This window comes from Rodentibacter caecimuris, from assembly GCF_001019715.1.
Lineage (GTDB): Bacteria > Pseudomonadota > Gammaproteobacteria > Enterobacterales > Pasteurellaceae > Rodentibacter > Rodentibacter caecimuris.
In genome coordinates, this window is the sequence record NZ_BBXJ01000001.1 from 2,124,378 (window position 1) to 2,148,832 (window position 24,455).

Here is a 24,455-nt window from a genome sequence, read left to right on the forward strand (position 1 = left end):
TATTTTTAGTATCCTATCCGGTTAAATAAATATTTCAAGAAAAACGGCCATTTTATTAGAAAAATGACCGCACTTTTAAATAATAGTATTTTGATTCTAGAGTAAATTAAAATTTCTTCTCATATTCTTCCGTATTAATCCAGCTATGATCTTGTTCCCAAGTGAATTTCCATTTTCTTACGGGGCCCGCCATGACATTTAAATAATAATTATCATACCCTGCAATTGTCGCAACAGGGTGATAACCACGGGGAACTTGAACCACATCACCATCATAAACCGCCATACATTCGTCTAAGGATCGATCCTCCGTGTACACACGTTGTAGGGCAAAGCCTTGAGACGGAGAGAAACGATGATAATAGGTTTCTTCCAAATAGGTTTCAGTTAATGAATTTTTATCGTCATGCTTATGGCTTGGGAAAGAACTCGTATTACCTTCATCGGTAAAGACTTCAACAACCAACAAGGCATCGGCGCTTTCTGTTTCAGGTAAAATATTATGAACAAGACGTTTATTATTGCCATATCCCCTTTTTTCTATGCCAATGTCCTCAGGTTTAATCAATCTTATTGGCAGGCAGCCTTGACTTGGCGCTCGACAGACCGCTAATTCTAAATAACTATCCGCTTGAATAATGACAGATTGTGAGTGAGGAACATAAAGTGCATAGGGTGGAATTCGTTCAAAAGGCGTACTACGATTACCTATCTGAATAAAAGTTTCTGTTGCAGTTTTAAATGTCGCTTTCCCCGCAACAATCACAAAACAAACCTCCGTATTTTGTGTATCAAATTCAAGTGTTTGTTGTGCCTGTAAATGATACATTTCGAATCCTACATAATCCCACCCTGCCGTTTTAGGTGTGATTTTTTGGACTTCACCATTTTTTTCCGGATGATTTTTTCTTGATTTAGACAGTAAATTCGCCATATTTTCTCCTTTAAATTCCCTAGAAATCACATTTTAGTCTCCATCATACTCCATTTATTTATTCAATCTATGATGACTTTTCCAAAACTAGACACAGATCACAAAAATGAAATAAATATTTCATTTCAACCTTTAACTGATTGAAAAAAGCATATTAATTTCATAATCTGTATTGACTAACTCTAATCACTATACTGCGTTTAGGATTAAAAATAGCTTACTTGATACGATATGAGGAGTTCAACATGGAAACTGTCTATAACTTTATTAACGGTAAACAAGTTCCAAGTAGAGGAACAGAAGCATTCCCGATTTACAATCCGGCAACAGGTGAACAAATTCGCCAAGTCATCATGAGTACATCGGACGATGTGTATGAGGCTATTGATGTGGCTCATCATGCCTTTGCGGAATGGTCTGCAACATCTCCGCTCCGCCGCTCACGCATTATGTTTAAATTTAAAGAATTATTACAAAGAGATTGGGATGCACTAGCTAAAATCATTGTTGAAGAACATGGTAAAGTTTACTCTGATGCTTGTGGCGAATTAACCCGTGGTCTGGAAGTGGTTGAGTTTGCATGCGGTATTCCTCATTTACTTAAAGGAGAATTTTCTGAACAAGCCGGACGGGGAATTGATATTCACTCTTCACTTCAATCGTTAGGCGTAACGGCAGGCATTACCCCGTTTAACTTTCCCGCTATGGTACCGATGTGGATGTTCCCAGTCGCCCTTACTTGCGGTAATACCTTTATTTTAAAACCAGCAAAAGCAGATCCTTCACTTTCTATTAAGCTCGCAGAATTATTAAAAGAAGCCGGTTTGCCGGATGGTGTTTTCAATGTTGTTCATGGCGATCGCCACGATAATGAAATTTTATTACGAGATCCAAGAGTACACGCTATCAGCTTTGTAGGCTCTACTCCTGCCGCTGCACATGTATATAAAATGGGTGCTGAATTCGGTAAACGGGTTCAAGCTTTTGGTGCAGCGAAAAATCATGCCTTGGTTATGCCTGACGCAGATATTGAATCAACAGCCAATGCGCTATTGGGCGCCGCATTTGGTGCCGCCGGTGAACGCTGTATGGCAATTTCTCTGGCGGTTACAATAGATGACGAAACAGCAGATAAATTAATCGCTACGTTAAAACCTAAAGTTGAAGCACTTCGTTACGGGCCTGGAATACCAAAAGAAGGTGAAAAAGAAATGGATTTTGGCCCTCTTATCAGTCAACAACATCTTAATAATGTTACCAATTACATAACAAAAGGTGTGGAGGAAGGTGCAACGTTGCTTGTGGACGGACGTGGTAAAAAACCGATTGGACATGAAAACGGTTTCTTTATTGGCGGCAGTTTGTTTGATAACGTAACCCCTGATATGGTGATTTATAAAGAAGAGATCTTTGGCCCGGTTCTTGGCATTGTTCGGGCGAAAAACTTTGAGGAAGCCATGCGATTGATTAATGAACATCCTTACGGTAATGGTACGGCAATTTTTACTGCTGACGGTGGTGCGGCACGTGAATTTGCCTATCATGTTCAAGCCGGTATGGTTGGAATTAATGTTCCGATTCCGGTTCCCATGTCCTTTCATAGCTTTGGCGGTTGGAAGCATTCGGCCTATACCACATTAAATATTTATGGGCCTGACGGAGTACGTTTCTACACCAAAATGAAAACCGTCACAACCCGCTGGCCGAATAAATACGTTATTGAAAATGCCGCATTCAGTATGCCGACATTATAATTAAATAATTCAACTCAGGAGATAGCGAACTCAGAAGCTATCTCCTTTACTTTATGTTGTTGATATTTAAAAAAGGAAAACATCATGAAACAAGTAAGAATTGGTTTAATCGGTACGGGATATATTGGGCGTTGTCATGCTATTGCATATTCGCAAGTCGCGACTGTTTTTCCGCTCGAAGCGCAGCCCGTGTTAGATTATTTGGCGGAAATTACCCCGGAATTAGCCGAACAAAAAGCCAAAGAGTTTGGCTTTCAGCGTTCTACCGGAAACTGGCGCGATGTTGTAGAAGATCCAAATATTGATGTAGTTGATATTTGTACACCAAACTTTCTACATAAGGAAATTGCCTTGGCAGCCATTGCAAACGGCAAACATGTCTATTCTGAAAAACCACTCGCATTGACAGCGACAGATGCCAAATTAATGTATCAAGCATCAAAACAAGCCGGAGTGAAAACCCTAGTGGGATTTAACTATATCAAAAATCCGACAACCCAATTAGCAAGGGAAATCATTGCAAAAGGGGAAATCGGTGAGGTTATCCACTTCTATGGTACGCATAATGAAGATTATCTTGCCAATGAAAATACACCATTAGATTGGCATTGTATAAAAGAAAAAGCCGGTTTAGGTGCTTTAGGAGATCTTGCCGCACACATTGTTCAAATGTCTCAATATTTATTAGGACAAGAAATTCATTCGGTTATTGGTGATATGCAAACCGTCATTAAAACAAGGCCAAATCCCAAGAATTTACAAGAGCGTTTACCAGTGGAAAATGAAGATCAAGCAACGGCACTAGTTCGTTTTAGCAATGGATGTATGGGTACGATTGAAACCTCCCGTATTGCTTGCGGGCGAAAAATGGGGTTAAGTTATGTGATTACCGGTACGAAAGGATCAATTATCTACACGCAAGAACGAATGGCGGAATTAAAACTGTATTTACATGATGAAAATCCGGCCAGACAAGGCTTTAAAACGATTTTAACCGGGCCGCTTCATCCTGATTATAGAAATTTTTGTGTCAGTGCCGGACATGGAATAGGTTTTAACGATCAAAAAACGGTGGAAATAAGGGATTTGATCAACGGAATTTCTAAAAATTCGACCGCACTTTATCCCAATTTTGAGGAAGGCTATAAAGTCTCAAGGGTATTGGATGCTATCGCATTATCTTATGAACAAAAACGTTGGGTTAATGTAGAAGAAATCGTATAACCACAACTTCTTTCACTTCATAAATAGGTGCTGTAACGCACCTATTTTCATTTCACAAAATGGATTAAAACTTCTACTATTTTTTAATAAAAAAATTTAGTTCTAAAATAAGATCTAGCTCACACTTTTGAAATTTGATTATTGCACGTGATATAAGCTAAATGATATACATATAAATAGATTATTTATTTTATATTTTTAATTTTTGAAATTTAAATTTCTTAAAATATTTCAATAAAGTATGTTTTTTGCTATTCGTCAACTCAATCAAAGGAGTAATCTTATGAAAAAAATACTATTGGCATTGCTATGCGGTAGCGCTTTACTCACCTCACAAGCCAGCGTGGCTAAAAATATCGTCATCGGTGCGCCAATGGTTGCCTTCTCAGATAAATGGCAAACCTATCTTCAGGATGCAATCCGTGAATTCGATAAGGCTCACGATGATGTTGAAATAAAACTTGCCGATGCTAACGGAGATCCCGCCCGATTACTAAATGACGCAGAAACATTTATTGATCAAAAAGTCGATGCCTTATTGGTTGTTCCAACCGATCCGAATATCGTTAAAGTTATTGGTAGAAAAGCTAAACGAGCCGGTATTCCCCTTATCGTTATTAATCGCAAACCATTAGATGAAGATATGCAGTACGTCACCAGTTATGTGGGCTCCGATGAAATTGAAGGAGGACGTATTCAAGCAGACTTTATTGTCAATACACTACAAGGAAAATCCGCTGAAGCCGCTATTTTAATGGGGCCTTTAGGTCAGGATGCACAAATTAAACGGACACAGGGTAATAAAGAAATTTTTGCCCAAAATAAAAATATAAAAATCTTCACCGAGCAAGAAGGAAAATGGGATAGAGCTAAGGGCTTAGAAATCGCAGAAAACTTACTAGCCGCAAATAAAAATCTAAATGTTGTCGTCAGTAATAATGACGAAATGGCGATTGGTGCCGTCTTAGCTGGGCGAAAATTAGGTCTTAAAGATGAAGATCTCCTGATTATCGGTCTGGATGCGACTCCGGATGCATTGGATTATCTTGGCAAAGGGTTAGATGCAACCGTGTTTCAATCTGCTGCCGGCCAAGGTATGACAGGAGCTGAAATCGCATATTTAGCCGCGAAAGGAGAAAAAGTACCAGCGGTGAAATGGGTTCCCTTTGAACTGGTAACGCCGGACAAAAAAGAAGAATATCAAGCAAAATACAAAAAATAATTTCCTTATCGACTATAACGGAAAGGATAACATTGTCCTTTCCCATTAAAAGAACAAATCAAAAATGTGAGACACCCCATATCAAAGGAATCATATTAATAAAATATAAGGCGTAAATTGACCGCACTTTCTAACAATGACGCCGGGAATATCCGTTCTTAATCGATTTAAGGAGTTAAAAATGGCTAATAATCCTCACTCTCCCTACATTTTAGAAATGAGAAATGTATCAAAAACATTTCCGGGGGTAAAAGCACTTGATGCAATTAATCTTCGTGTCAGACGTGGCAGTATTCATGCATTAATGGGTGAAAATGGCGCTGGGAAATCTACTTTAATGAAAATACTATACGGGATCTATATCCCTGATGAGGGAGGAGAATTAATTTTAGACGAAAACCCCTTTAAACCAAGCCGCCCCATTGACGCGATTCGTCGCGGATTGACGATGGTGCCACAGGAAATTTCCCCAGCTGCCAATTTAACGATTGCCGATAATTTTTATTTAGGTCGTGAAATCACGCAAGGCAAGTTTTTCCTTGATCAAAAAGCAATGAATGAGCAAGCGTCAGCTATTTTGAAAGATCTCGGCGTTCCAATGGATGTTACGCTCAAAATGTCCGAAGTATCGGTGGCAAAAGCACAGTTAGTGGCTATTGCCACCGCAGTTTCCAATGATGCAAAAATCATCATTATGGACGAACCGACAACCTCATTAACCGAAAATGAAGTGGAGCAACTTTACCGTATTATTGAAACCGTGAAAGCGAGAGGGATCGCGATTATTTTTATTTCCCATAAACTCGATGAAGTTTTCCGTGTATCTGATGAGATTACAGTCATTCGTGACGGTCAATATGTCGATACCAAACCAACCAAAGAGGTCACCAAAGAGCAACTTATCTCCATGATGGTTGGGCGTGATATGTCCGAGATGTTTCAACGTGAACGTTTTGAACCTTCCAATGAAACGATACTTGAGATAAAAAATTTTACTCGGGCGGGGCATTATCAAGATATTAACTTTTCTGTACGCAAAGGTGAAATTTTTGGTATTGCCGGGTTAGTCGGCGCAGGACGCTCAGAGATCGTAGAGGGATTATTCGGTTATAAGCCGGCAGACAGTGGAGAAATCTATATTAAAGGCAAGAAGGCACACATCAACAATCCGCTTGATGCGATGAAATATAAAATTGGTTTTGTGACAGAAGATAGAAAGCTAACCGGACTCTTTCTAAATCTTAGTGTGACCGACAACATGATTATGCCGAAAATGTCACCATATCTTGATAATCTCTTAGTTTCAGCCACAAGAGCTCAAAAGACAGCAAACGAACAAAAAGTAAAATTAAAAATTAAAACGCCAAATGTCGAAGTTATTACCAATAACCTTTCCGGCGGAAATCAACAGAAAGTATTACTTGCCCGATGGCTGCTATTAGAACCGGATATTCTAATTTTAGATGAGCCAACAAAAGGAATTGATGTGGGAGCAAAAGCGGAATTATATAAACTGATGGTTGAACTATCAAAACAAGGTAAAACCATCATTATGATTACCTCAGATATGTTGGAACTTTTATCCATGAGCGACCGTGTCATGGTCATGCACGAAGGACACCAAGTGGGCATAATTCCTCATTCGGAGCTAACACAAGAACGGGTTCTTGAATTAGCTTCAGGCTAGTTTTTGATCCATCACCATCGGTTTTTAACAAAAAATAAGAGGTTTAATATGGAAAACGTGACATTGAAGAAAATCATCAATGCTTATGGAATGGTCTTAATTTTAATTCTTCTGTTTTTAGGATTATCGATTTCAATTGATGGTTTTTTCTCGGCAAGAACCATTTGGAGTATTATTGAACAGGTCTCTATGTTTGGTATTATCGCCATTGGTGTGACATTTATCATTATCACAACCGGCATTGATTTATCATCAGGGTCGGTTGTGGCATTAACCGCCGTGGTTTCTGCTTCAGTCGTAACGGGCGGAGATACGGTATCCGCCGCCCTGCTTGCTTTTTCCGTATCAATTCTAATTGGTGCTGGATTGGGATTAGTTAACGGCGGACTAACCGCTATCGGCGGTATTCCACCGTTTATCGCCACATTGGGAATGATGATTATTGCTCGTGGTGCAGCGCAACTTTATTCCGACGGTCGTCCGATTGATGCCTCTTCCGAAGCTTTTACTTGGATTGCCGATGTGAATATTTTCGGATTACCGGGCTTGGTATTGCTATATATTTTAATTGTTATCTTCAGTCATATTTTACTTAGCCGTTCAACATTTGGTCGCCACGTTTATGCTGTAGGGGGAAATTTAAATGCGGCAAAAATTTGTGGTATCAATACGAATCGAACCCTCATCTGGGTTTACATTCTTGGCGGCGCGCTATCCGGTTTAGCCGGTGCCTTATTGGCAGCCCGAACTTATGCCGGAAACCCGTCTTACGGTTTAGCTTGGGAGCTGGATGCCATCGCCGCTGCCGTGATCGGCGGAGTATCCTTAAGCGGTGGCTTCGGTACGATTCCAATGTGCGTTGTCGGTGCATTAATTATTGGTACAACCAATAAAGGACTGAATATGCTTGGTGTTGATCCATACTGGCAACAAATTGTAAAAGGTGCGATTATCGTTATTGCCGTGTTACTCGACACATTAAAACGTCGTAAAAAAGGTTAATCAATATCAACAAATTTTTGATATAAAAGGCTTATGTCCCAACGGGAAATAAGCCTTTATATCGTTCAATCGTCCTATTTCCTTGCATTATTTCCTTTACAGTGTCAAACTCACTGCAATTTTTAATACCTATCAAAAAGCCATGGCAAAAAAACAGAAAAAACGCACACTCCAAGATCCTCATTATCAACGGGAGTTAGCTAAATACGGCAATCCGATTCCAAGCCGGGAACTTATTTTACGCGTAATTAGCGAAAATAACGCACCAATGAATAGGGAAGAAATTTTGACCGCACTTTCCATTCGTGACGAGGAACAAATGGAGGCTATGCGTCGCCGTTTGCGTGCGATGGAAAATGACGGACAACTTGTTTTCACCAAACGTAAACGCTATGCCTTACCGGAAAAATTAGACCTGGTTAAGGGTTTGGTAATAGGTCATCGGGAAGGCTATGGTTTCTTGCAAGTCGAGGGTAAAAAAGAGGACTTTTTCATTCCAAATCCTCAAATGCAACGGGTTATGCACGGTGATTTCGTACTGGCTCAACCGGCGGGTCTGGATCATCGCGGTCGCCGTGAAGTTCGCATTGTACGTGTGCTAGAAAGCCGTAAAAAACAAATTGTCGGTCGTTTCTTTTTGGAAAACGGTTTTAGTTATGTGGTACCGGACGATAGCCGTATCGGGCGTGATATTCTTGTACCAAACGAACATCGTAACGGTGCGCGTATGGGGAAAGTGGTAGTGGTCGAATTACAAGAACGTTCCGCCGCCTTCAATCAGCCGATAGGGATGATTACGGAAATTTTAGGCGACAATATGGCAAAAGGCATGGAAGTGGAAATTGCTTTGCGTAATCACGATATTCCTCATAAATTCCCAAGTGCGGTGGAAAAATACGTCAAAAAATTTACCGAAGAGGTGCCTGAAGAAGCCAAAAAAGGTCGTGTTGATTTACGCAATTTACCGTTAGTTACCATTGATGGCGAAGATGCCCGCGATTTTGATGATGCGGTCTATTGTGAAAAACAGGGTAAAGGCTGGAAACTTTGGGTGGCGATCGCCGATGTGAGCTACTATGTGCGTTTACGTTCCGCCTTGGATACGGAGGCTCACAACCGAGGGAACTCGGTCTATTTCCCAAATCGTGTAGTACCGATGTTACCGGAGATTTTATCTAACGGTTTGTGTTCGCTCAATCCGCAGGTCGATCGTCTCTGTATGGTATGTGAAATGCAAGTTTCCGCCAAAGGTAAACTCACCGCCTATCGTTTTTATGAAGCGGTAATGAATTCCCACGCACGCTTAACCTACACAAAAGTAGCAAAAATATTGGAAGGTGATGCAGAATTACAGGAACGTTATGTCTCCCTCGTACCGAATTTGGAAGAACTTCATCATCTCTATCAAGCCTTGCTTTCCTCCCGACACCAACGCGGTGCGATTGATTTTGAAACGATTGAAAGCAAATTTATTTTCAATGCCATGGGACGTATTGAGCGGATTGAACCGGTAATTCGTAACGATGCTCATAAAATCATTGAAGAATGTATGATCCTTGCCAATATTGCTGCCGCTAATTTTATGGAAAAACACAATGAACCGGCACTATATCGTATTCACGCAATGCCAAGTGAAGAAAAACTCACGTCATTCCGTACTTTTTTGAGTGAGTTTGGTTTAACGTTGGAGGGCGGGAGAAAACCGACACCGAAAGATTATGCCGCTCTGCTAGAAAAAATAAAAACACGACCGGATCACGAGCTGATTCAAATTATGTTGCTACGTTCTTTAAGCCAAGCAGTGTACAATGCAGACAATATCGGACATTTTGGCTTAGCACTGGAAGAATATGCCCATTTTACTTCCCCTATCCGCCGTTATCCGGATTTAACACTCCATCGCAGCATTAAATATTTACTTGCCAAAGAACAGGGGATAAAACGCAAAACCACTGACAGTGGCGGCTATCATTATTCCCTTGATGAAATGGATCTATTGGGCGATCATTGTTCAATGACGGAACGCCGCGCCGACGACGCAACTCGTGAAGTTGCGGATTGGTTGAAATGCGAATATATGCAAGATCACATTAGCAGTGAGTTTAACGGGGTGATTTCTTCCGTAACCGGTTTTGGATTGTTTGTACGTTTGGACGATTTGTTCATTGACGGCTTAGTGCATATTTCCACCTTAGAAAATGACTACTATCAATTTGACGCTGCCAAACAGCGTTTAATTGGCGAAAATAGCGGCATACAATACCGATTGGGCGATAAAGTGCGTATTCGGGTGGAAGCCGTTCATTTAGAACAAAAAATGATAGATTTTTCACTGGTCAGTAGCGAACGCAAACCAAGTCGCGTCGGTAAAACGGCAAAAGAAAAAACTAAAAAAGTATTCAAAGAGTTGCCTAAAAAGGTGACGAGAAAACGCAAAAGTGCGGTCAAAAATAAAAAAGTATCTAAAAAACCGAGAAAATCGAAAACCCAATCCTAGATTTTCCTATTTTCTTGAAAAGAAAAATAAATAACAAAATATAAAAGAGAGCCTATGTCAGAACAAATCTATGGCATTCACGCCGTAAACAGTACTTTAACCCATACACCGGAACGCCTTATTGAAGTGTTTGTACTAAAAGGACGTGAAGATAAACGCCTACAATCATTACTAAACGAATTGCACTCAATCGGCATTGGCGTGCAATTTGTGAATCGTCAAACGTTAGATAAAAAAGCCAACGGTGAAGTACATCAAGGTATTATTGCACGCGTGCAAGCCATGAAAGAACTGGGTGAAAAAGATCTTGATAACATTCTACAAAATAGCCAAAATCCACTTTTATTAGTGCTTGACGGGGTAACCGATCCCCACAATCTCGGTGCTTGTTTGCGTACCGCAGATGCGGCGGGCGTAGCAGCAGTCATCGTACCGAAAGATAAATCGGCACAACTCACTTCCGTTGCGCGTAAAGTGGCGTGCGGAGCGGCGGAAACCGTCCCGCTCATTCGTGTTACTAATCTTTCCCGTACCCTTCGTGACTTACAGCAAAATCACAATATTTGGGTTGTGGGAACAGCCGGCGAGGCGACCGAAACGATTTATCAAAGCAAGCTCACCGGTGCACTTGCACTGGTCATGGGGGCGGAAGGCGAAGGAATGCGCCGTTTAACCAGAGAACATTGCGATCAGCTGATAAGTATCCCAATGGCAGGATCGGTTTCGTCCTTGAATGTCTCGGTGGCAACAGGCGTATGTTTGTTTGAGATTGTGCGTCAACGTTTAAGCATATAAAAACATTTTAAAAAGTAACCGCACTTTTATAAAAATACCGAGTATTTTTATACTCGGTATTTTTTATTATGCGGCTATTTTTTTAAGCTTTTTTCCGTCCTAATAATAACGATAACGCCAAGGCAATAAATGCCGGAATCAACCATGCCATGCCGTCGGAATAAAGCGGTAAATGGCCCAGTAAATTCTCAACGGATTGCGGTAGTAAATCAACGTTTTTCAAACTATCACAAGCACTAAAGCACACCGTGACCAGTAAAGTGAGGTAATAACTGAGTTTAATATTCGGCAATTTACTACGGATAATTTGCAGTAATACCAACATAATTGCTACCGGATAAATCAATAATAATGCCGGAATAGTAATTCTTAATAACTCCGTTAAACCGGTTTGTGCCACCGTTGTAGTTAAAATCGTAAATACGACGACCCAAAACGGATAAGATAAACGAACATGGAATTTAGAGAAATAATCCGCACAGGCGCTGGTAACCCCTACAAGTGTCGTGATATTCGCTAAAATAATAATGCCTGACATAATCCAAGTACCGGAAATCCCAAATAAAGCATTAACATAACGGGAGAAAATTTGCCCGCCATTGGTTGCGCCCTCTGCCACTTGCGCACTGGTCGCCCCCAGATAGAACAAGGCAAAATACAGCATTGCCAATAAAAACACGGAAATCAACCCTGCGGAAATAGTATATTTCATAACCTTTTGCGGAGCAGTCACATTCCGTACAGCCAATGCACGGGCAACAATCCCACCAAAGGCAATAGCCGCCAACACATCCATGGTTTGGTAGCCGCTGATTAATCCGGAAGTAATTGCAGGATTTGTGGCATAAGCCTTGCTTGGCTCAACAATGTCGGAAAGTGGGGAGATAATAACGCTCACAGCTACCACAACCAATAACACGAGCAATGCCGGTGTCATAAATTTTCCTACGGTTGAAACAATCGTATTAGGGCGTAACATAAAAAACATCCCGATAACATTGAAAACCAGGGAAAAAATAAAATGGGCGTTATCGGTGTCATTCACAATATTCAGCGGTAACCATGCCATTTCATAGGCGACATTAGTCACACGCGGCATGGCGAACAGAGAACCAATTACTAAATATAATATGGTTAAAAATATCATCTCCGCCCACTTCGGCAAATCGCGGGAAAGTTCCTCCCCTCTCCCAAGCATCGCAACAACAACCAACGTAATAAATGGCATGAATACACCGGTTAATATAAAGCCAAAAGATGCCGTAGCCCAATATGAGCCTGCCGTAAACCCTTCCATTGGCGGAAAAATAATATTTCCTGCACCTAAAAAAAGCGCAAAAATCATCATTCCTAAAACAATAATATCTTTACGAGTCATAGTATTCTCAGTTAATAAAAAGGAGCTTATTCTACTACAAAGTACTTGATAACCCTAATCTTCAAATAAAAAAATGTGAGCTCGAGCATTCAATCAATATTAACGCAAAAACTATCAAAAAAATGACCGCACTTTCAGACCGATATTTTTCGTAGATAATAAAAATGTGATAGTATCGGGGCTTCTTTGAGTTTTTTTATTGTATTTATTTTTGGGGAGATCTTTTTATGTTGCAACTGATACAACGATTTTTCAAACTCGAATCATCCGGCGGAATTTTATTGCTCTTCGCCGCATTTATCGCAATTTTATTTGCCAACTCACCTTTCAATACTTTTTATCATGACTTTTTAAATCTACCGGTAAGTATCCAAATCGGTAGTTTCGCAATTAATAAAACCCTCATTCATTGGATTAATGACGGCTTTATGGCGGTGTTTTTCGTTCTAGTAGGATTGGAAGTCAAGCGTGAACTGTTAGAGGGGTCGCTTTCCAGCTATCAACAAGCCGTTTTTCCGGCAATTGCCGCAGTAGGCGGTATGCTAATCCCTGCATTGGTTTATATTTTGATTGCGCACGACGATCCAACCTTAGCCAACGGTTGGGCAATTCCAATGGCAACGGATATCGCTTTTGCACTAGGGGTTATGGCACTGTTAAGCAAACAGGTTCCTCTGCCGTTAAAAGTTTTTTTATTAGCGCTTGCGATCATTGATGATTTGGGCGCTATTGTCGTCATTGCGTTATTCTTCTCCCATGGCTTAAGTATTCAAGCGCTCATTTTCTCGGCAATCGCAATCATTCTACTCATTGTATTAAACCGCTTTAAAGTCACCGCACTTTGCGCTTATATGGTGGTCGGCACAATCTTATGGGCATCTGTCTTAAAATCCGGCGTACATGCTACACTCGCCGGTGTTATTATCGGTTTCTGTATCCCTCTCAAAGGTGAAAAAGGCGAAACACCATTAGAAGATTTTGAGCATTTACTTGCGCCTTGGACTGCATTCCTTATTTTACCGTTATTTGCCTTTGCCAATGCAGGGGTAAGTTTTGAAGGGTTGGATTTTTCTATGCTGACCTCACCGTTATTACTCGCCATTGCCTTAGGCTTGATTATCGGCAAACCGGTCGGTGTATTTGCTTTCAGTTATCTTTCGGTGAAGTTAGGCATCGCGAAGTTACCGGAAGAAATTAATTTTAAACAAATTTTTGCCGTCGCCATTCTGTGCGGTATCGGATTCACAATGTCCATGTTTCTGGCAAGCCTTGCTTTTGAGGCGAATGCCGGTGAAAGTGTCAATACGCTTTCCCGTTTGGGTATTCTGATCGGTTCGACAATCTCTGCTATTGTCGGGTATATCTTCTTAAAACAAACCACAAAAGCATAACATTTCCTAAAAAGTGCGGTTAATTTTGACCGCACTTTTGCTTTATTACTACGGTATTATGTAGTTGCACAATTTAAAGAAAATGTAGGGACACCATACTGGCGTCCGCCACACAACTTTTTGAAATTATTTAATTTTTTTGGGGTGCCAGCGTGGCGTCCCTACCTATGAGATAAAATCAAAGTTTGTACAACTGCTACATAATGCCGCTTTACTGATTATTTAACTTTAAATAATTTCAACAACAAATCAAAAATATAATTTTCCACCGTTGAATAATTATTTTTCTTCAATCGGCAAAGTGTGACCCGCCATAAAATCGGTTCGTTAATTTTACGACAGACAAATTCCGGCGATTGATATTGCTCAGCGATGGGATAAGGTAAGATTGTTAATAGATCGTGATTGAGTTTTACCGCATTGAGCATAAAGTCCCAAGAGCCGGATTCAATCACAATATTCGGATAAATGTTATGTCGTTCGAAATGTTCTTTTAATTGATGGGAGATCATAAAATTCTTATCAAAGATGGCCATTTTTTGTTTATTTAAATCCCGCCATTCAATTTTTTCTTTATTTGCCAGCGGATGATTCGGCGATAAAAAGAGAGAAAGTTCCGAATGATGAATGGCAAAAGAATCAATGATATTTTTAGAGATCCCCTCCGGATAAAGCAAAACGGCAAGATCCACTTGTTCCAGTAATAATTCACTTTTTAATGCAAAAGCGCCTTGCTCCTTTACAGTAATATTGATAGTAGGGTTATTTAAAATAAGTGAAGGAATCACATCGGAAAAGACAACGGATAAGATTAAAGGCGGAATACCAATCGTGATATTACCAATCAGCTCCGTGTTTTCATTATGTAAATTGCGGTGCATATCGTTATATTTAGCAATAATTTCCTTCGCATCATGGTAATAATTTTCACCGATATAAGTCAGCCCCATTATTTTTCCGTTTGAACGTTTAAATAATTGAATTTCCTCTCTTTGTTCAAAATCAGAAATCATCATACTGAGCGTAGGTTGAGAAATATATAAATTTTGAGCCGTTTTACTCAAATTAAAGTTATTTTCAACAATCGCAATGAAATAGCGTAAATGCCGAATATCCATTTGATGTCCTCTGTAAGGGTGACAAACTTTATAAACCGATTCTATATTTTGTATAAATTAAATTTATAGCATTCTAAAAAATCTGTATTTCTCCTGCTAAATACCTTCTGATATTCTGCTTTGCAAGTTTTGTAAACAGCAGGAAAAAATACCTTAGTGTAACAATTAGTTCCTACTTTATACCTGAAGTTAGGCTGCATTTCCAGTATTTATGCCGTCACTAAATAGAAAGTTATATTGTTTGTTTTATTTTAAACGAACGGCGTCTTTATTATAAAAATTTTTGATTAAAACATTAATTTGGAGAAAAGCTATGTCAAAAATTATCCCCATTACTGAATTAAAGAAACATTTCTTTGACGGTATGACGTTGATGTCGGGTGGTTTTATGGGCGTCGGTACGCCTGAAAAAATCGTACACGCTCTTTTAGAGAGTGAGATTCGCAATATTCACCTGATTTGTAGCGATACCGCCCAAATGCATAATGGAGTTGGGCCGTTGATTGTGAATAATCGGGTAAAGAAAGTATCGGCTTCTCATATCGGCACTAATCCTGAAACGGGCAAAAAAATGATTGCCGGCGAAATTGAGGTTGAATTGATCCCACAAGGCACATTTGCCGAGCGGGTGAGAGCCGGTGGTGCGGGATTAGGCGGTTTTTTAACACCGACCGGGGTCGGCACGGTGGTGGAAGAAGGTAAACAAAAAATAGAGCTTGATGGCGTGGCTTATTTGTTAGAGCGTCCGTTAAAAGCGGATATTGCCATTCTGAAAGCCGATATTGCCGATGAAGCGGGCAATCTGATTTATAACGGTGCGGCACGCAATTTTAATCCGCTAATGGCATTGGCAGCGAAAACCGTGATTGTCGAAGCGGAGCAAATCGTCAAAGCAGGTACACTCGATCCAAATCAGATAATGACGCCTGCAACGTTGGTTGATTACCTTGTTTCTAGCCATTAAAGGAGAAGATTATGAACGCAAAAGAATTAATTGCCCGCCGCATTGCAATGGAACTAAAAGACGGTGATATCGTGAATTTGGGTATCGGCTTACCGACCTTAGTCGCCAATTATTTACCGGATAACGTTGATATTACCCTGCAATCGGAAAACGGTTTTTTAGGTTTAACCGCTTACGATCCGCAAAACGATAATCCTAATATCGTGAATGCTGGCGGACAACCTTGTGGTATTAAGGCGGGAGGAGCGTTTTTCGACAGTGCCTTTTCCTTTGCACTGATTCGTGGCGGTCACGTTGATGCCTGCGTGCTTGGCGGATTAGAGGTGGATCAACAGGCAAATCTAGCAAACTGGATGGTACCGGAAAAAATGGTGCCGGGTATGGGCGGCGCAATGGATTTAGTGACCGGTGCGAAAAAGGTCATTATCGGAATGGAACATTGTGCAAAATCCGGCAGTTCAAAAATCCTCAAACAATGCACCCTACCTTTAACTGCGGTAAACAAAGTCAAAATGATTGTCACCGAATTGGCGGTGTTTGAATTTGAACAAGGCAAACTCGTGTTAAAAGAACACGCACCGGATGTGGATTTAGACACTATCAGACAGAAAACTGAGGCGGATTTTATCGTTGCCGATGATTTCAAACCAATGGTGATCAGCCAAAAAGGATTATCCCTATGATTAACCGTATCGCCCGTGGTATGACAACATTAGTCAGCCGATATATGCCGGAACCGCTTGTTTTAGCGGTTCTACTCAGCATTGTGATTTTTTTCTGTGCGTGGGGTTTGACCGATCATACTCCCGTGCAGTTAGTCAATATGTGGGGCGACGGTTTTTGGAATTTGCTCTCATTCAGTATGCAAATGGCAATGGTGGTGGTGACGGGCAATGCCCTTGCCTCCGCCCCACAAATTCGCCGCTTTCTTGGCGTAACGGCATCTATCGCTAAAACACCCGTACAAGGTGTAATGTTAGTAACGTTTATGAGTGCTGCTGCTTGTGCAATCAATTGGGGGTTCGGACTGGTAGTCGGGGCGATGTTTGCCAAAGAGGTTGCCAGACGTATTCAAGGCACGGATTACGCCCTCTTAATTGCCTGTGCTTATATCGGCTTTATGACCTGGGGCGGCGGATTTTCCGGCTCAATGCCACTCCAAGCCGCCACCCCGAATAATCCTATTGCCCATCTTATCACTTCCGAATCCAATCCTTTAGGTATCGTACCTGTCAGTCAAACCTTATTCACCGGCTATAACATTTTTATCATCTTAATGTTATTAGTCGGTTTGCCTGTAATTACCCGAATGATGAATCCTAAAGGGGAAGACGTTCGTCACGTTGATCCAAAATTATTACAACCGGATCCGGATTTCAGTAAAACCTTAGACCAAAACGCCACCTTTGCCGAACGTATTGAAGAAAGCCGTTTGTTAGCCTATGTGATTGCCGGTACCGGATTTAGTTATCTCGCACTCACTTTTTTCAAAAACGGATTTAGTTTGACGATTAATTCGGTCAATTTAATTTTCTTGATGACAGGGATTTTATTACACGGTTCCCCCGCCGCCTACGTTCGAGCAATCACTAATGCCGCCCGTAGTACCGCAGGCATTTTAATTCAATTCCCGTTTTACGCCGGTATGCAATTAATGATGGAACATTCCGGATTAGGCGGAATGATTACCGAGTTTTTTGTCAATATTTCCAACAAAGACACCTTTCCGCTTTTAACTTTCTTTAGTTCCGCTTTAGTGAATTTTGCCGTGCCGTCGGGCGGCGGACATTGGGTTGTGCAAGGGCCGTTTGTTATCCCCGCCGCACTTTCGCTTGAAGCGGATTTAGGTAAATCGGTGATGGCGATTGCTTATGGCGATATGTGGGCAAATATGGCACAGCCGTTTTGGGCATTGCCTGCTCTTGGTATAGCGGGGCTCGGGGTAAGGGATATTATGGGCTATTGTATGACTGCCCTGATTTTTACCACCCCAATTTTTGTCATCGGACTCTATTTCTTATAAATCAACAAGGAGAAAAATAATGGAAAATATTGTGATTGTGAGTGCGGCTCGAACCGCTATCGGACGGTTTGGCGGCGGTTTAGCAAGTACAAGTGCGGTCGATTTGGGCGCGATTGTGATTAATGAGGTGTTAAAGCGTGCCAACCTCGATGCCGCAAAAGTTGATGAAGTCATTATGGGCAATGTGCTGCAAGCGGGTCTCGGACAGAATCCGGCTCGTCAAGCGGCACTGAAAGCCGGTATTGGTGAAGATATTTCGTCATTTACGATTAATAAAGTGTGCGGTTCAGGCCTAAAAGCTGTTGTGCTTGGGGCTCAAGCCATTGCAGCAGGTGATGCGGACGTTATCGTAGTGGGCGGAATGGAAAATATGAGCCAAGCCCCCTATGTACTCGACAGCAAGGTTCGTTTCGGTGCCAAAATGGGCAACCTAACCCTAAGAGATACAATGGTAGAAGACGGTTTAACCTGTGCAATCAACCATTACCATATGGGAATTACGGCGGAAAACATTGCAGAAAAATATCAACTCAGTCGAGAAGAGCAGGATCAATTTGCCCTTCGCTCGCAAACCTTAGCAAAACAAGCGATTGAATCCGGGGCATTTTCTGCAGAAATTGTGCCGGTGAGTGTGAAAACCCGTAAAGGTGAAACCCTGTTTAACCAAGATGAACATCCGACTTTTGATACCACTGCGGAAACCCTCGCCAAACTTCGCCCGGCATTTATTAAAGATGGTACGGTTACTGCTGGCAATGCGTCCGGTTTAAATGACGGAGCAGCCGCATTACTGTTAATGAGTGAAAGTAAAGCAAAATCACTCGGTTTAACGCCGTTAGCCCGTATTCGCAGCTATGCCGCTTCAGGCAATGATCCGAAAATAATGGGGCTGGGACCTGTTCCCGCCGTCAAAAAAGCCTTGCAAAAAGCAAACTTAACATTAGACCAAATTGATTTAATTGAAGCGAATGAAGCCTTTGCCGCTCAAGCACTGGGCGTTGCCAAAGAGCTTAATTTGGATTTAACCAAAACCAATTTGAATGGCGGTGCCATTGCATTAGGTCACCCAATTGGAGCAAGTGGTGCGAGAATTCTCGTGACCTTGCTGTACGGCTTGCAAGCCAGAAACAAAACATTGGGCTTGGCAACTTTATGTATCGGCGGCGGGCAAGGCATTGCAATGATTGTTGAACGCCTTTAAACCTTAATTTTTATTCAATAGGAGCGATCTATGTTAAATAACAAAATTGCGATTGTAACCGGGGCAGCAAGCGGTATCGGTTTAGCGGTCAGTCAAAGCCTGGCACAAGCAGGTGTAAAGCTGGTGATGGCGGATATCAATCAAGCCCTTTTAGAACAGGAAGCCAAAAAGCTACAAGCGGCACATATTGTGGCGGATTTATCCAAACGGTCAGAATGTAAAGCCGTTGTGGATTATGCGGTTGCCGAGTTTGGCGGTGTGGATATTCTGGTGAATGTTGCCGGCATTCAAACCGTTTCACCGATTTCGGATTTCCCCGAAGATCGTTGGGATTTTATGCTGAATGTGATGCTAACTGCGCCGTTTTTACTCACCAAATATAGCTGGCCTTATATGCAAAACAAAGGTTGGGGGCGGATTATTCACTTAAATTCCATTCACGGTTTAGTCGCTTCGGAATTTAAATCCGCCTATGTGTCTGCAAAACACGGGCTATCCGGTTTGACCAAAACGGCGGCATTAGAGGGCGGGGCGTACGGTATTACGGTGAATTCTATTTGCCCTGCCTATGTGAGAACTCCGCTAGTCGATAAACAAATTGCCGATCAAGCCAAACATCACGGTATTTCAGAGCAAGAAGTGGTAAGCCAAATTATGCTGCAAAAAGCAGCGGTTAAACGGCTCATTGAACCGGCGGAGATCGGTGAATTTGTTAAATTCCTCTGTTCCGATGCCGCAGCCTCCATTTCGGGAGCTTGCTTACCAATGGACGGCGGTTGGACAGCCGGCTAACGCCTAATCATACAACTCACTGCAAGCGGTGAGTTGTACTGTGTTTTTTTCAATCAAGAACAAGCAGTACTCAACGTTCATTATAAAAATAATTGGGAGAACCCTATGCTCAGTTTAATCGGCATTTTTGTAGGATTAGTTTTGCTCATGTTTTTAGCCTTTCGAGGCTATTCGATTGTTTGGATTGCCCCGTTGTGTGCGGCAATTGTTGCCTTCACGGGCGGGCTGGATATTTTAGATGCCTATTTAGGCAGTTATATGAATGGCTTGGTCGGTTTTGTTAAAGCCTGGTTCCCCGCTTTTCTACTCAGTGCCATATTCGGCAACCTAATGGACGTGACAGGCGGTGCCAAATCTATTGCGGTTTGGCTGACCAAAGTGATGGGATCGAAAAGTGCGATCGCTTCTATTGTATTAGGCTGTGCATTATTGACCTACGGCGGCGTCAGTTTATTTGTGGTGGTGTTTGCTGTTTATCCCCTTGCGTTAGCGGTCTTTAAGGAAGCCAATATCAGCCGCCGACTAATTCCCGGCACCATTGCTTGCGGGGCATTTACCTTTACGATGACGGCATTGCCCGGCTCACCGCAAATTCAAAACTTAATTCCGACCCAATATTTTGGTACGGACGCAATGGCGGCACCGATAATGGGCTTAACCGCCTCTGCCATTTTATTTTTCGGTGGGGTAGCATACCTTGAATATCGCCGTAAAAAATACGCATCAAACGGCGAGTATTTTATCGAACCGGATAATGCGATAGCGACAGAACCGCAGGAACGGCTGCCTAGCCCGTTACTCGCAATTCTGCCGTTAGTGAGTGTGATTGTAGTACTGAACTTTGTGCCGCCGTTAATCGGCTTGAAAAACGGCGATCCGAAAAATATCGTGCTGGCGTTATTAGCGGGCATCAGTTTAGTGATTTTGCTCAATTTGAAACAACGCAACCGCTTTATTCCGGCTATCGGCAAAGGAGCAAATGGTGCGGTAGGGGCAATTATCAATACCGCAGCGGCGGTCGGCTTTGGTAGTGTGGTGAGAATGGCACCGGGCTTTGAACATCTAACTGCAATGATCTTAAACATTCCGGGCAGCCCGTTGATTTCATTGTCGGTTGCGGTCAATATTTTAGCCGGTGCAACAGGATCGGCTTCCGGTGGAATGGGCATTGCGTTAGAAGCGTTAGGGGAAAAATATCTTGCGATAGCCAAACAGGCAAGTATTTCGCCTGAAGCGTTTCACCGTATCGCCTCATTATCTTCCGGCGGTTTGGATACAATGCCCCATAATGGTGCGGTCTTAACATTACTCAGCAATACGGGAATGACGCATAAAGATTCTTATCTTGAGATTGCCGTTACCTCATTTATTATGCCGATTGTAGCCACAATCATTGTCATCTTACTCTTTAGTGTATTTGGCATTTATTAAAAAACACTTATCTTATTGGGCTGAACCCATTCAGCCTAAAACGTTCTATAAATTGACCGCACTTTATATCAAGTGCGGTCAATTTTTCTAAGGTTTTGCTAAAATCGGTTTCAAGAATCTCGCCGTATGAGAGCCTTCCACTTTTGCCACCTCTTCAGGTGTACCGGTCGCAATGATCTGACCGCCGCCGCTTCCCCCTTCCGGCCCAAGATCCACAATCCAATCGGCGGTTTTGATTACATCTAAATTATGTTCAATCACCACGATAGTATTGCCTTGATCACGTAATCGGTGTAGCACGCTCAATAATTGTTTTATATCTGCAAAATGCAAACCTGTGGTCGGTTCATCCAAAATATAAAGGGTTTTCCCCGTATCCCGTTTGGAAAGCTCGGTAGCCAACTTGACACGCTGTGCTTCCCCGCCGGAAAGTGTCGTAGAGGATTGCCCTAAACGGATGTACGATAAGCCCACATCCATTAACGTTTGCAGTTTACGGGCAATGATTGGAATGGCATCAAAAAACTCGCGCGCCTCTTCTACTGTCATATCCAACACTTGATGAATGGTCTTTCCTTTATAGCGTATTTCTAAAGTTTCACGGTTATAACGTTTCCCCTTACATTGATCACACGGAACATACACATCCGGCAAGAAATGCATTTCCACTTTGATTACGCCATCGCCCTGACAAGCCTCACAACGCCCGCCACGCACGTTAAAACTAAAACGCCCCGGGTTATAACCGCGGGCACGAGCTTCCGGCACGCCAGCAAAAAGTTCTCGAATCGGCGTGAACAAACCGGTATAAGTGGCAGGATTTGAACGTGGCGTACGTCCGATTGGGCTTTGATCAATGTCGATGACTTTATCAAAATGCTCCAACCCTTCGATGGATTTATAAGGGGCATAATCGGTTTTATCCGCACGGTTTAGGGCATTTTGCGCTAATGGGAACAGGGTATCATTAATCAAGGTCGATTTACCTGAACCCGACACCCCGGTAATACAGGTGAATAAGCCCACCGGAATGTCTAAATTGACATTTTTTAGGTTATTTCCCGATGCCCCTTTCAGTTTCAACCATTTTTTCTTATCAAGTGCGGTACGTTTTTTCGGAATTTCAATTTGTTCAACACCCGATAAAAATTTCCCCGTAATCGAGTTCGGGTTTTGCATAATAGCTTGCGCATTGCCTTGTGCGATCACTTGTCCGCCATGCACGCCCGCCCCCGGCCCGATATCAATAATATGATCCGCCGCACGAATGGCGTCTTCGTCATGTTCTACCACAATCACCGTGTTACCAAGATTACGTAAGTGAATCAATGTGTTCAATAAACGTTCATTATCACGCTGATGTAGCCCGATAGAGGGTTCGTCCAACACGTACATCACCCCTACTAAACCCGCACCGATTTGACTGGCAAGACGAATCCTCTGTGCTTCACCGCCTGAAAGGGTTTCGGCAGAACGGGAAAGAGAAAGATAATTTAACCCGACATTGACTAAGAACTGCAAACGCTCACGAATTTCTTTCAGAATTTTTTCGGCAATTTGTGCTTTTTGCCCTGTTAATGAAAGTGCGGTAAAAAACTCTAGCGTTTCACCAATGCTTTTTTCAGAAATCATCGGTAAATTAGTCGGCCCGATGTAAACATTACGCGCTTCCGGACGTAAACGTGAACCGACGCAATCGGCACAAGGACGATTGCTGATATTTTTGGCGAGTTCCTCACGCACCGAGATTGACTCCGTTTCTTTATAACGGCGTGCCATATTGTTTAAAATACCTTCAAAAGGATGTTTACGAATCACCACGTCACCGCGATCATTCATATATTGAAATTCAATCTCTTCCTTGCCGGAACCGTGCATAATGATGTGCTGAATTTTTTTCGGCAAGGTTTCGTAAGGGGCGTCCACATCAAAATCGTAATGTTTTGCAAGCGAGGTAAGCATTTGATGATAATAAAAATTGCGACGATCCCATCCTTTCACTGCTCCGCCTGAAAGCGAAATACTCGGATTTTGCACTACACGCGCTTCATCAAAATATTGCTGAACCCCCAAGCCATCACAAGTCGGGCAGGCACCCGCCGGGTTATTAAAAGAGAACAAACGGGGTTCTAACTCTGGCACGGAATATCCACAATGCGGACAAGCAAAGTTTGCAGAAAAGACCAGTTCCTCCGCCTTAGGGTTATCCATTTCCGCTACAATCGCCGTACCGCCGGAAAGCTCCAATGCCGTCTCAAAAGATTCCGCTAAACGTGTGGCTAAATCCGACCGCACTTTGAAACGATCTACCACAACTTCAATAGTATGTTTTTTCTGTAGTTCAAGTTTTGGCGGATCAGACAGATCACAAATTTCACCATCAATCCGCGCTCGAATATAACCCTGTGCCGCAATATTTTCTAAGATTTTAACGTGCTCCCCTTTCCGATTTTTTACTACGGGTGCGAGCAACATCATTTTAGATTCTTCAGGCAAGCTTAACACTTTATCCACCATTTGACTGATGGTTTGAGCCGTCAGCGGCACATCATGATTCGGACAGCGCGGCTCACCCACACGGGCAAAAAGGAGGCGTAAATAATCGTAAATTTCCGTAATGGTTCCCACGGTGGAACGAGGGTTATGGGAAGTCGATTTTTGTTCGATAGATATCGCCGGCGACAAACCTTCAATGGAATCTACATCCGGTTTTTCCATCAAAGATAAAAACTGACGGGCATAGGCAGAAAGCGATTCCACATAACGGCGTTGACCTTCCGCATACAGGGTATCAAAGGCTAATGAGGATTTGCCGGAGCCGGAAAGACCGGTGATCACGATAAGTTTATCGCGAGGAATGGTTAAATTAATATTTTTAAGATTGTGGGTTCGCGCACCGCGAATATCAATATTTTCCATAAATAATTCGTTCTGATGATTATTTTTTTCAAAATTGCGAGCATTATCGCATATTTCAACATCTGTGCAAATATCCAGTTAAATTTTATAGATCTTTTCAAAAATTTCAGGCAAAATAACCGC

General features: G+C 42.1%; 18 protein-coding genes. 14 read left to right on the forward strand and 4 right to left on the reverse strand.

The annotated features are described in order from the left end of the window. Positions 1 to 106 precede the first annotated feature (106 nt). Positions 107 to 934, reverse strand: a complete 828-nt coding sequence (gene iolB / locus PNEUHYL_RS10560; RefSeq protein WP_059368047.1) for a 5-deoxy-glucuronate isomerase — start codon at positions 932 to 934, stop codon at positions 107 to 109. Positions 935 to 1,179: 245 nt separating this feature from the next. On the opposite strand from iolB, the gene PNEUHYL_RS10565 reads away from it, so the two are divergent. The 7 genes from PNEUHYL_RS10565 to rlmB all read left to right on the forward strand — a co-directional run bounded on the left by PNEUHYL_RS10565 (position 1,180) and on the right by rlmB (position 11,115). After that, on the forward strand, positions 1,180 to 2,688 hold the full coding sequence (locus PNEUHYL_RS10565; protein ID WP_059368049.1) for a CoA-acylating methylmalonate-semialdehyde dehydrogenase: 1,509 nt from the start codon (positions 1,180 to 1,182) through the stop codon (positions 2,686 to 2,688). Between the two features lie 84 nt (positions 2,689 to 2,772). After that, positions 2,773 to 3,912, forward strand: a complete 1,140-nt coding sequence (locus PNEUHYL_RS10570; RefSeq protein WP_059368051.1) for a Gfo/Idh/MocA family protein — start codon at positions 2,773 to 2,775, stop codon at positions 3,910 to 3,912. Between the two features lie 283 nt (positions 3,913 to 4,195). Beyond that, positions 4,196 to 5,134 carry a substrate-binding domain-containing protein gene (locus PNEUHYL_RS10575; RefSeq protein WP_059368057.1) on the forward strand — a complete coding sequence of 313 codons (939 nt, stop codon included), beginning with the start codon at positions 4,196 to 4,198 and terminating at the stop codon, positions 5,132 to 5,134. Between the two features lie 181 nt (positions 5,135 to 5,315). Next, the gene (locus PNEUHYL_RS10580; protein ID WP_059368062.1) at positions 5,316 to 6,821 is read left to right on the forward strand and encodes a sugar ABC transporter ATP-binding protein; all 1,506 of its coding nucleotides are present in this window, start codon (positions 5,316 to 5,318) and stop codon (positions 6,819 to 6,821) included. Between the two features lie 48 nt (positions 6,822 to 6,869). Continuing rightward, positions 6,870 to 7,823, forward strand: a complete 954-nt coding sequence (locus PNEUHYL_RS10585; protein WP_059368064.1) for an ABC transporter permease — start codon at positions 6,870 to 6,872, stop codon at positions 7,821 to 7,823. A 142-nt stretch (positions 7,824 to 7,965) separates the two neighbouring features. Beyond that, a complete protein-coding gene (gene rnr, locus PNEUHYL_RS10590; protein ID WP_059368870.1) occupies positions 7,966 to 10,320 on the forward strand; it encodes a ribonuclease R in 2,355 nt (784 codons plus the stop codon). 54 nt (positions 10,321 to 10,374) lie between these two features. After that, positions 10,375 to 11,115, forward strand: coding sequence for a 23S rRNA (guanosine(2251)-2'-O)-methyltransferase RlmB (gene rlmB / locus PNEUHYL_RS10595; RefSeq protein ID WP_059368066.1), 741 nt, complete (start codon positions 10,375 to 10,377; stop codon positions 11,113 to 11,115). Positions 11,116 to 11,197: 82 nt separating this feature from the next. Here rlmB and brnQ read toward each other — a convergent pair whose 3' ends face one another. Then, a complete protein-coding gene (gene brnQ, locus PNEUHYL_RS10600; RefSeq protein ID WP_059368068.1) occupies positions 11,198 to 12,493 on the reverse strand; it encodes a branched-chain amino acid transport system II carrier protein in 1,296 nt (431 codons plus the stop codon). A gap of 227 nt (positions 12,494 to 12,720) precedes the next feature. Between brnQ and nhaA the strand changes: the two genes are divergently transcribed. Then, positions 12,721 to 13,884, forward strand: coding sequence for a Na+/H+ antiporter NhaA (gene nhaA, locus PNEUHYL_RS10605; protein WP_059368070.1), 1,164 nt, complete (start codon positions 12,721 to 12,723; stop codon positions 13,882 to 13,884). A gap of 218 nt (positions 13,885 to 14,102) precedes the next feature. Here nhaA and PNEUHYL_RS10610 read toward each other — a convergent pair whose 3' ends face one another. After that, positions 14,103 to 15,002, reverse strand: coding sequence for a LysR family transcriptional regulator (locus PNEUHYL_RS10610; protein WP_059368071.1), 900 nt, complete (start codon positions 15,000 to 15,002; stop codon positions 14,103 to 14,105). 313 nt (positions 15,003 to 15,315) lie between these two features. Here PNEUHYL_RS10610 and atoD point away from each other — a divergent pair, with 313 nt between their 5' ends. From atoD to PNEUHYL_RS10640, 6 genes are all read left to right on the forward strand, one after another. Next, positions 15,316 to 15,966, forward strand: a complete 651-nt coding sequence (atoD, locus tag PNEUHYL_RS10615) for an acetate CoA-transferase subunit alpha (RefSeq protein WP_059368073.1) — start codon at positions 15,316 to 15,318, stop codon at positions 15,964 to 15,966. Positions 15,967 to 15,977: 11 nt separating this feature from the next. Beyond that, positions 15,978 to 16,649, forward strand: a complete 672-nt coding sequence (locus PNEUHYL_RS10620) for a 3-oxoacid CoA-transferase subunit B (RefSeq protein ID WP_059368075.1) — start codon at positions 15,978 to 15,980, stop codon at positions 16,647 to 16,649. Further along, complete coding sequence (locus PNEUHYL_RS10625; protein ID WP_059368077.1) at positions 16,646 to 17,989, forward strand: TIGR00366 family protein; 1,344 nt, start codon at positions 16,646 to 16,648, stop codon at positions 17,987 to 17,989. Before PNEUHYL_RS10620 ends, PNEUHYL_RS10625 begins: the two co-directional genes overlap by 4 nt. A 19-nt stretch (positions 17,990 to 18,008) precedes the next feature. After that, positions 18,009 to 19,190 carry an acetyl-CoA C-acetyltransferase gene (locus PNEUHYL_RS10630; protein ID WP_059368079.1) on the forward strand — a complete coding sequence of 394 codons (1,182 nt, stop codon included), beginning with the start codon at positions 18,009 to 18,011 and terminating at the stop codon, positions 19,188 to 19,190. A gap of 30 nt (positions 19,191 to 19,220) precedes the next feature. Next, positions 19,221 to 19,982, forward strand: coding sequence for a 3-hydroxybutyrate dehydrogenase (locus tag PNEUHYL_RS10635; RefSeq protein ID WP_059368081.1), 762 nt, complete (start codon positions 19,221 to 19,223; stop codon positions 19,980 to 19,982). 105 nt (positions 19,983 to 20,087) lie between these two features. Then, positions 20,088 to 21,413, forward strand: a complete 1,326-nt coding sequence (locus PNEUHYL_RS10640; RefSeq protein WP_059368083.1) for a GntP family permease — start codon at positions 20,088 to 20,090, stop codon at positions 21,411 to 21,413. A gap of 87 nt (positions 21,414 to 21,500) precedes the next feature. Here PNEUHYL_RS10640 and uvrA read toward each other — a convergent pair whose 3' ends face one another. Beyond that, positions 21,501 to 24,332, reverse strand: a complete 2,832-nt coding sequence (uvrA, locus tag PNEUHYL_RS10645) for an excinuclease ABC subunit UvrA (protein ID WP_059368085.1) — start codon at positions 24,330 to 24,332, stop codon at positions 21,501 to 21,503. Between the last annotated feature and the right edge of the window lie 123 nt (positions 24,333 to 24,455).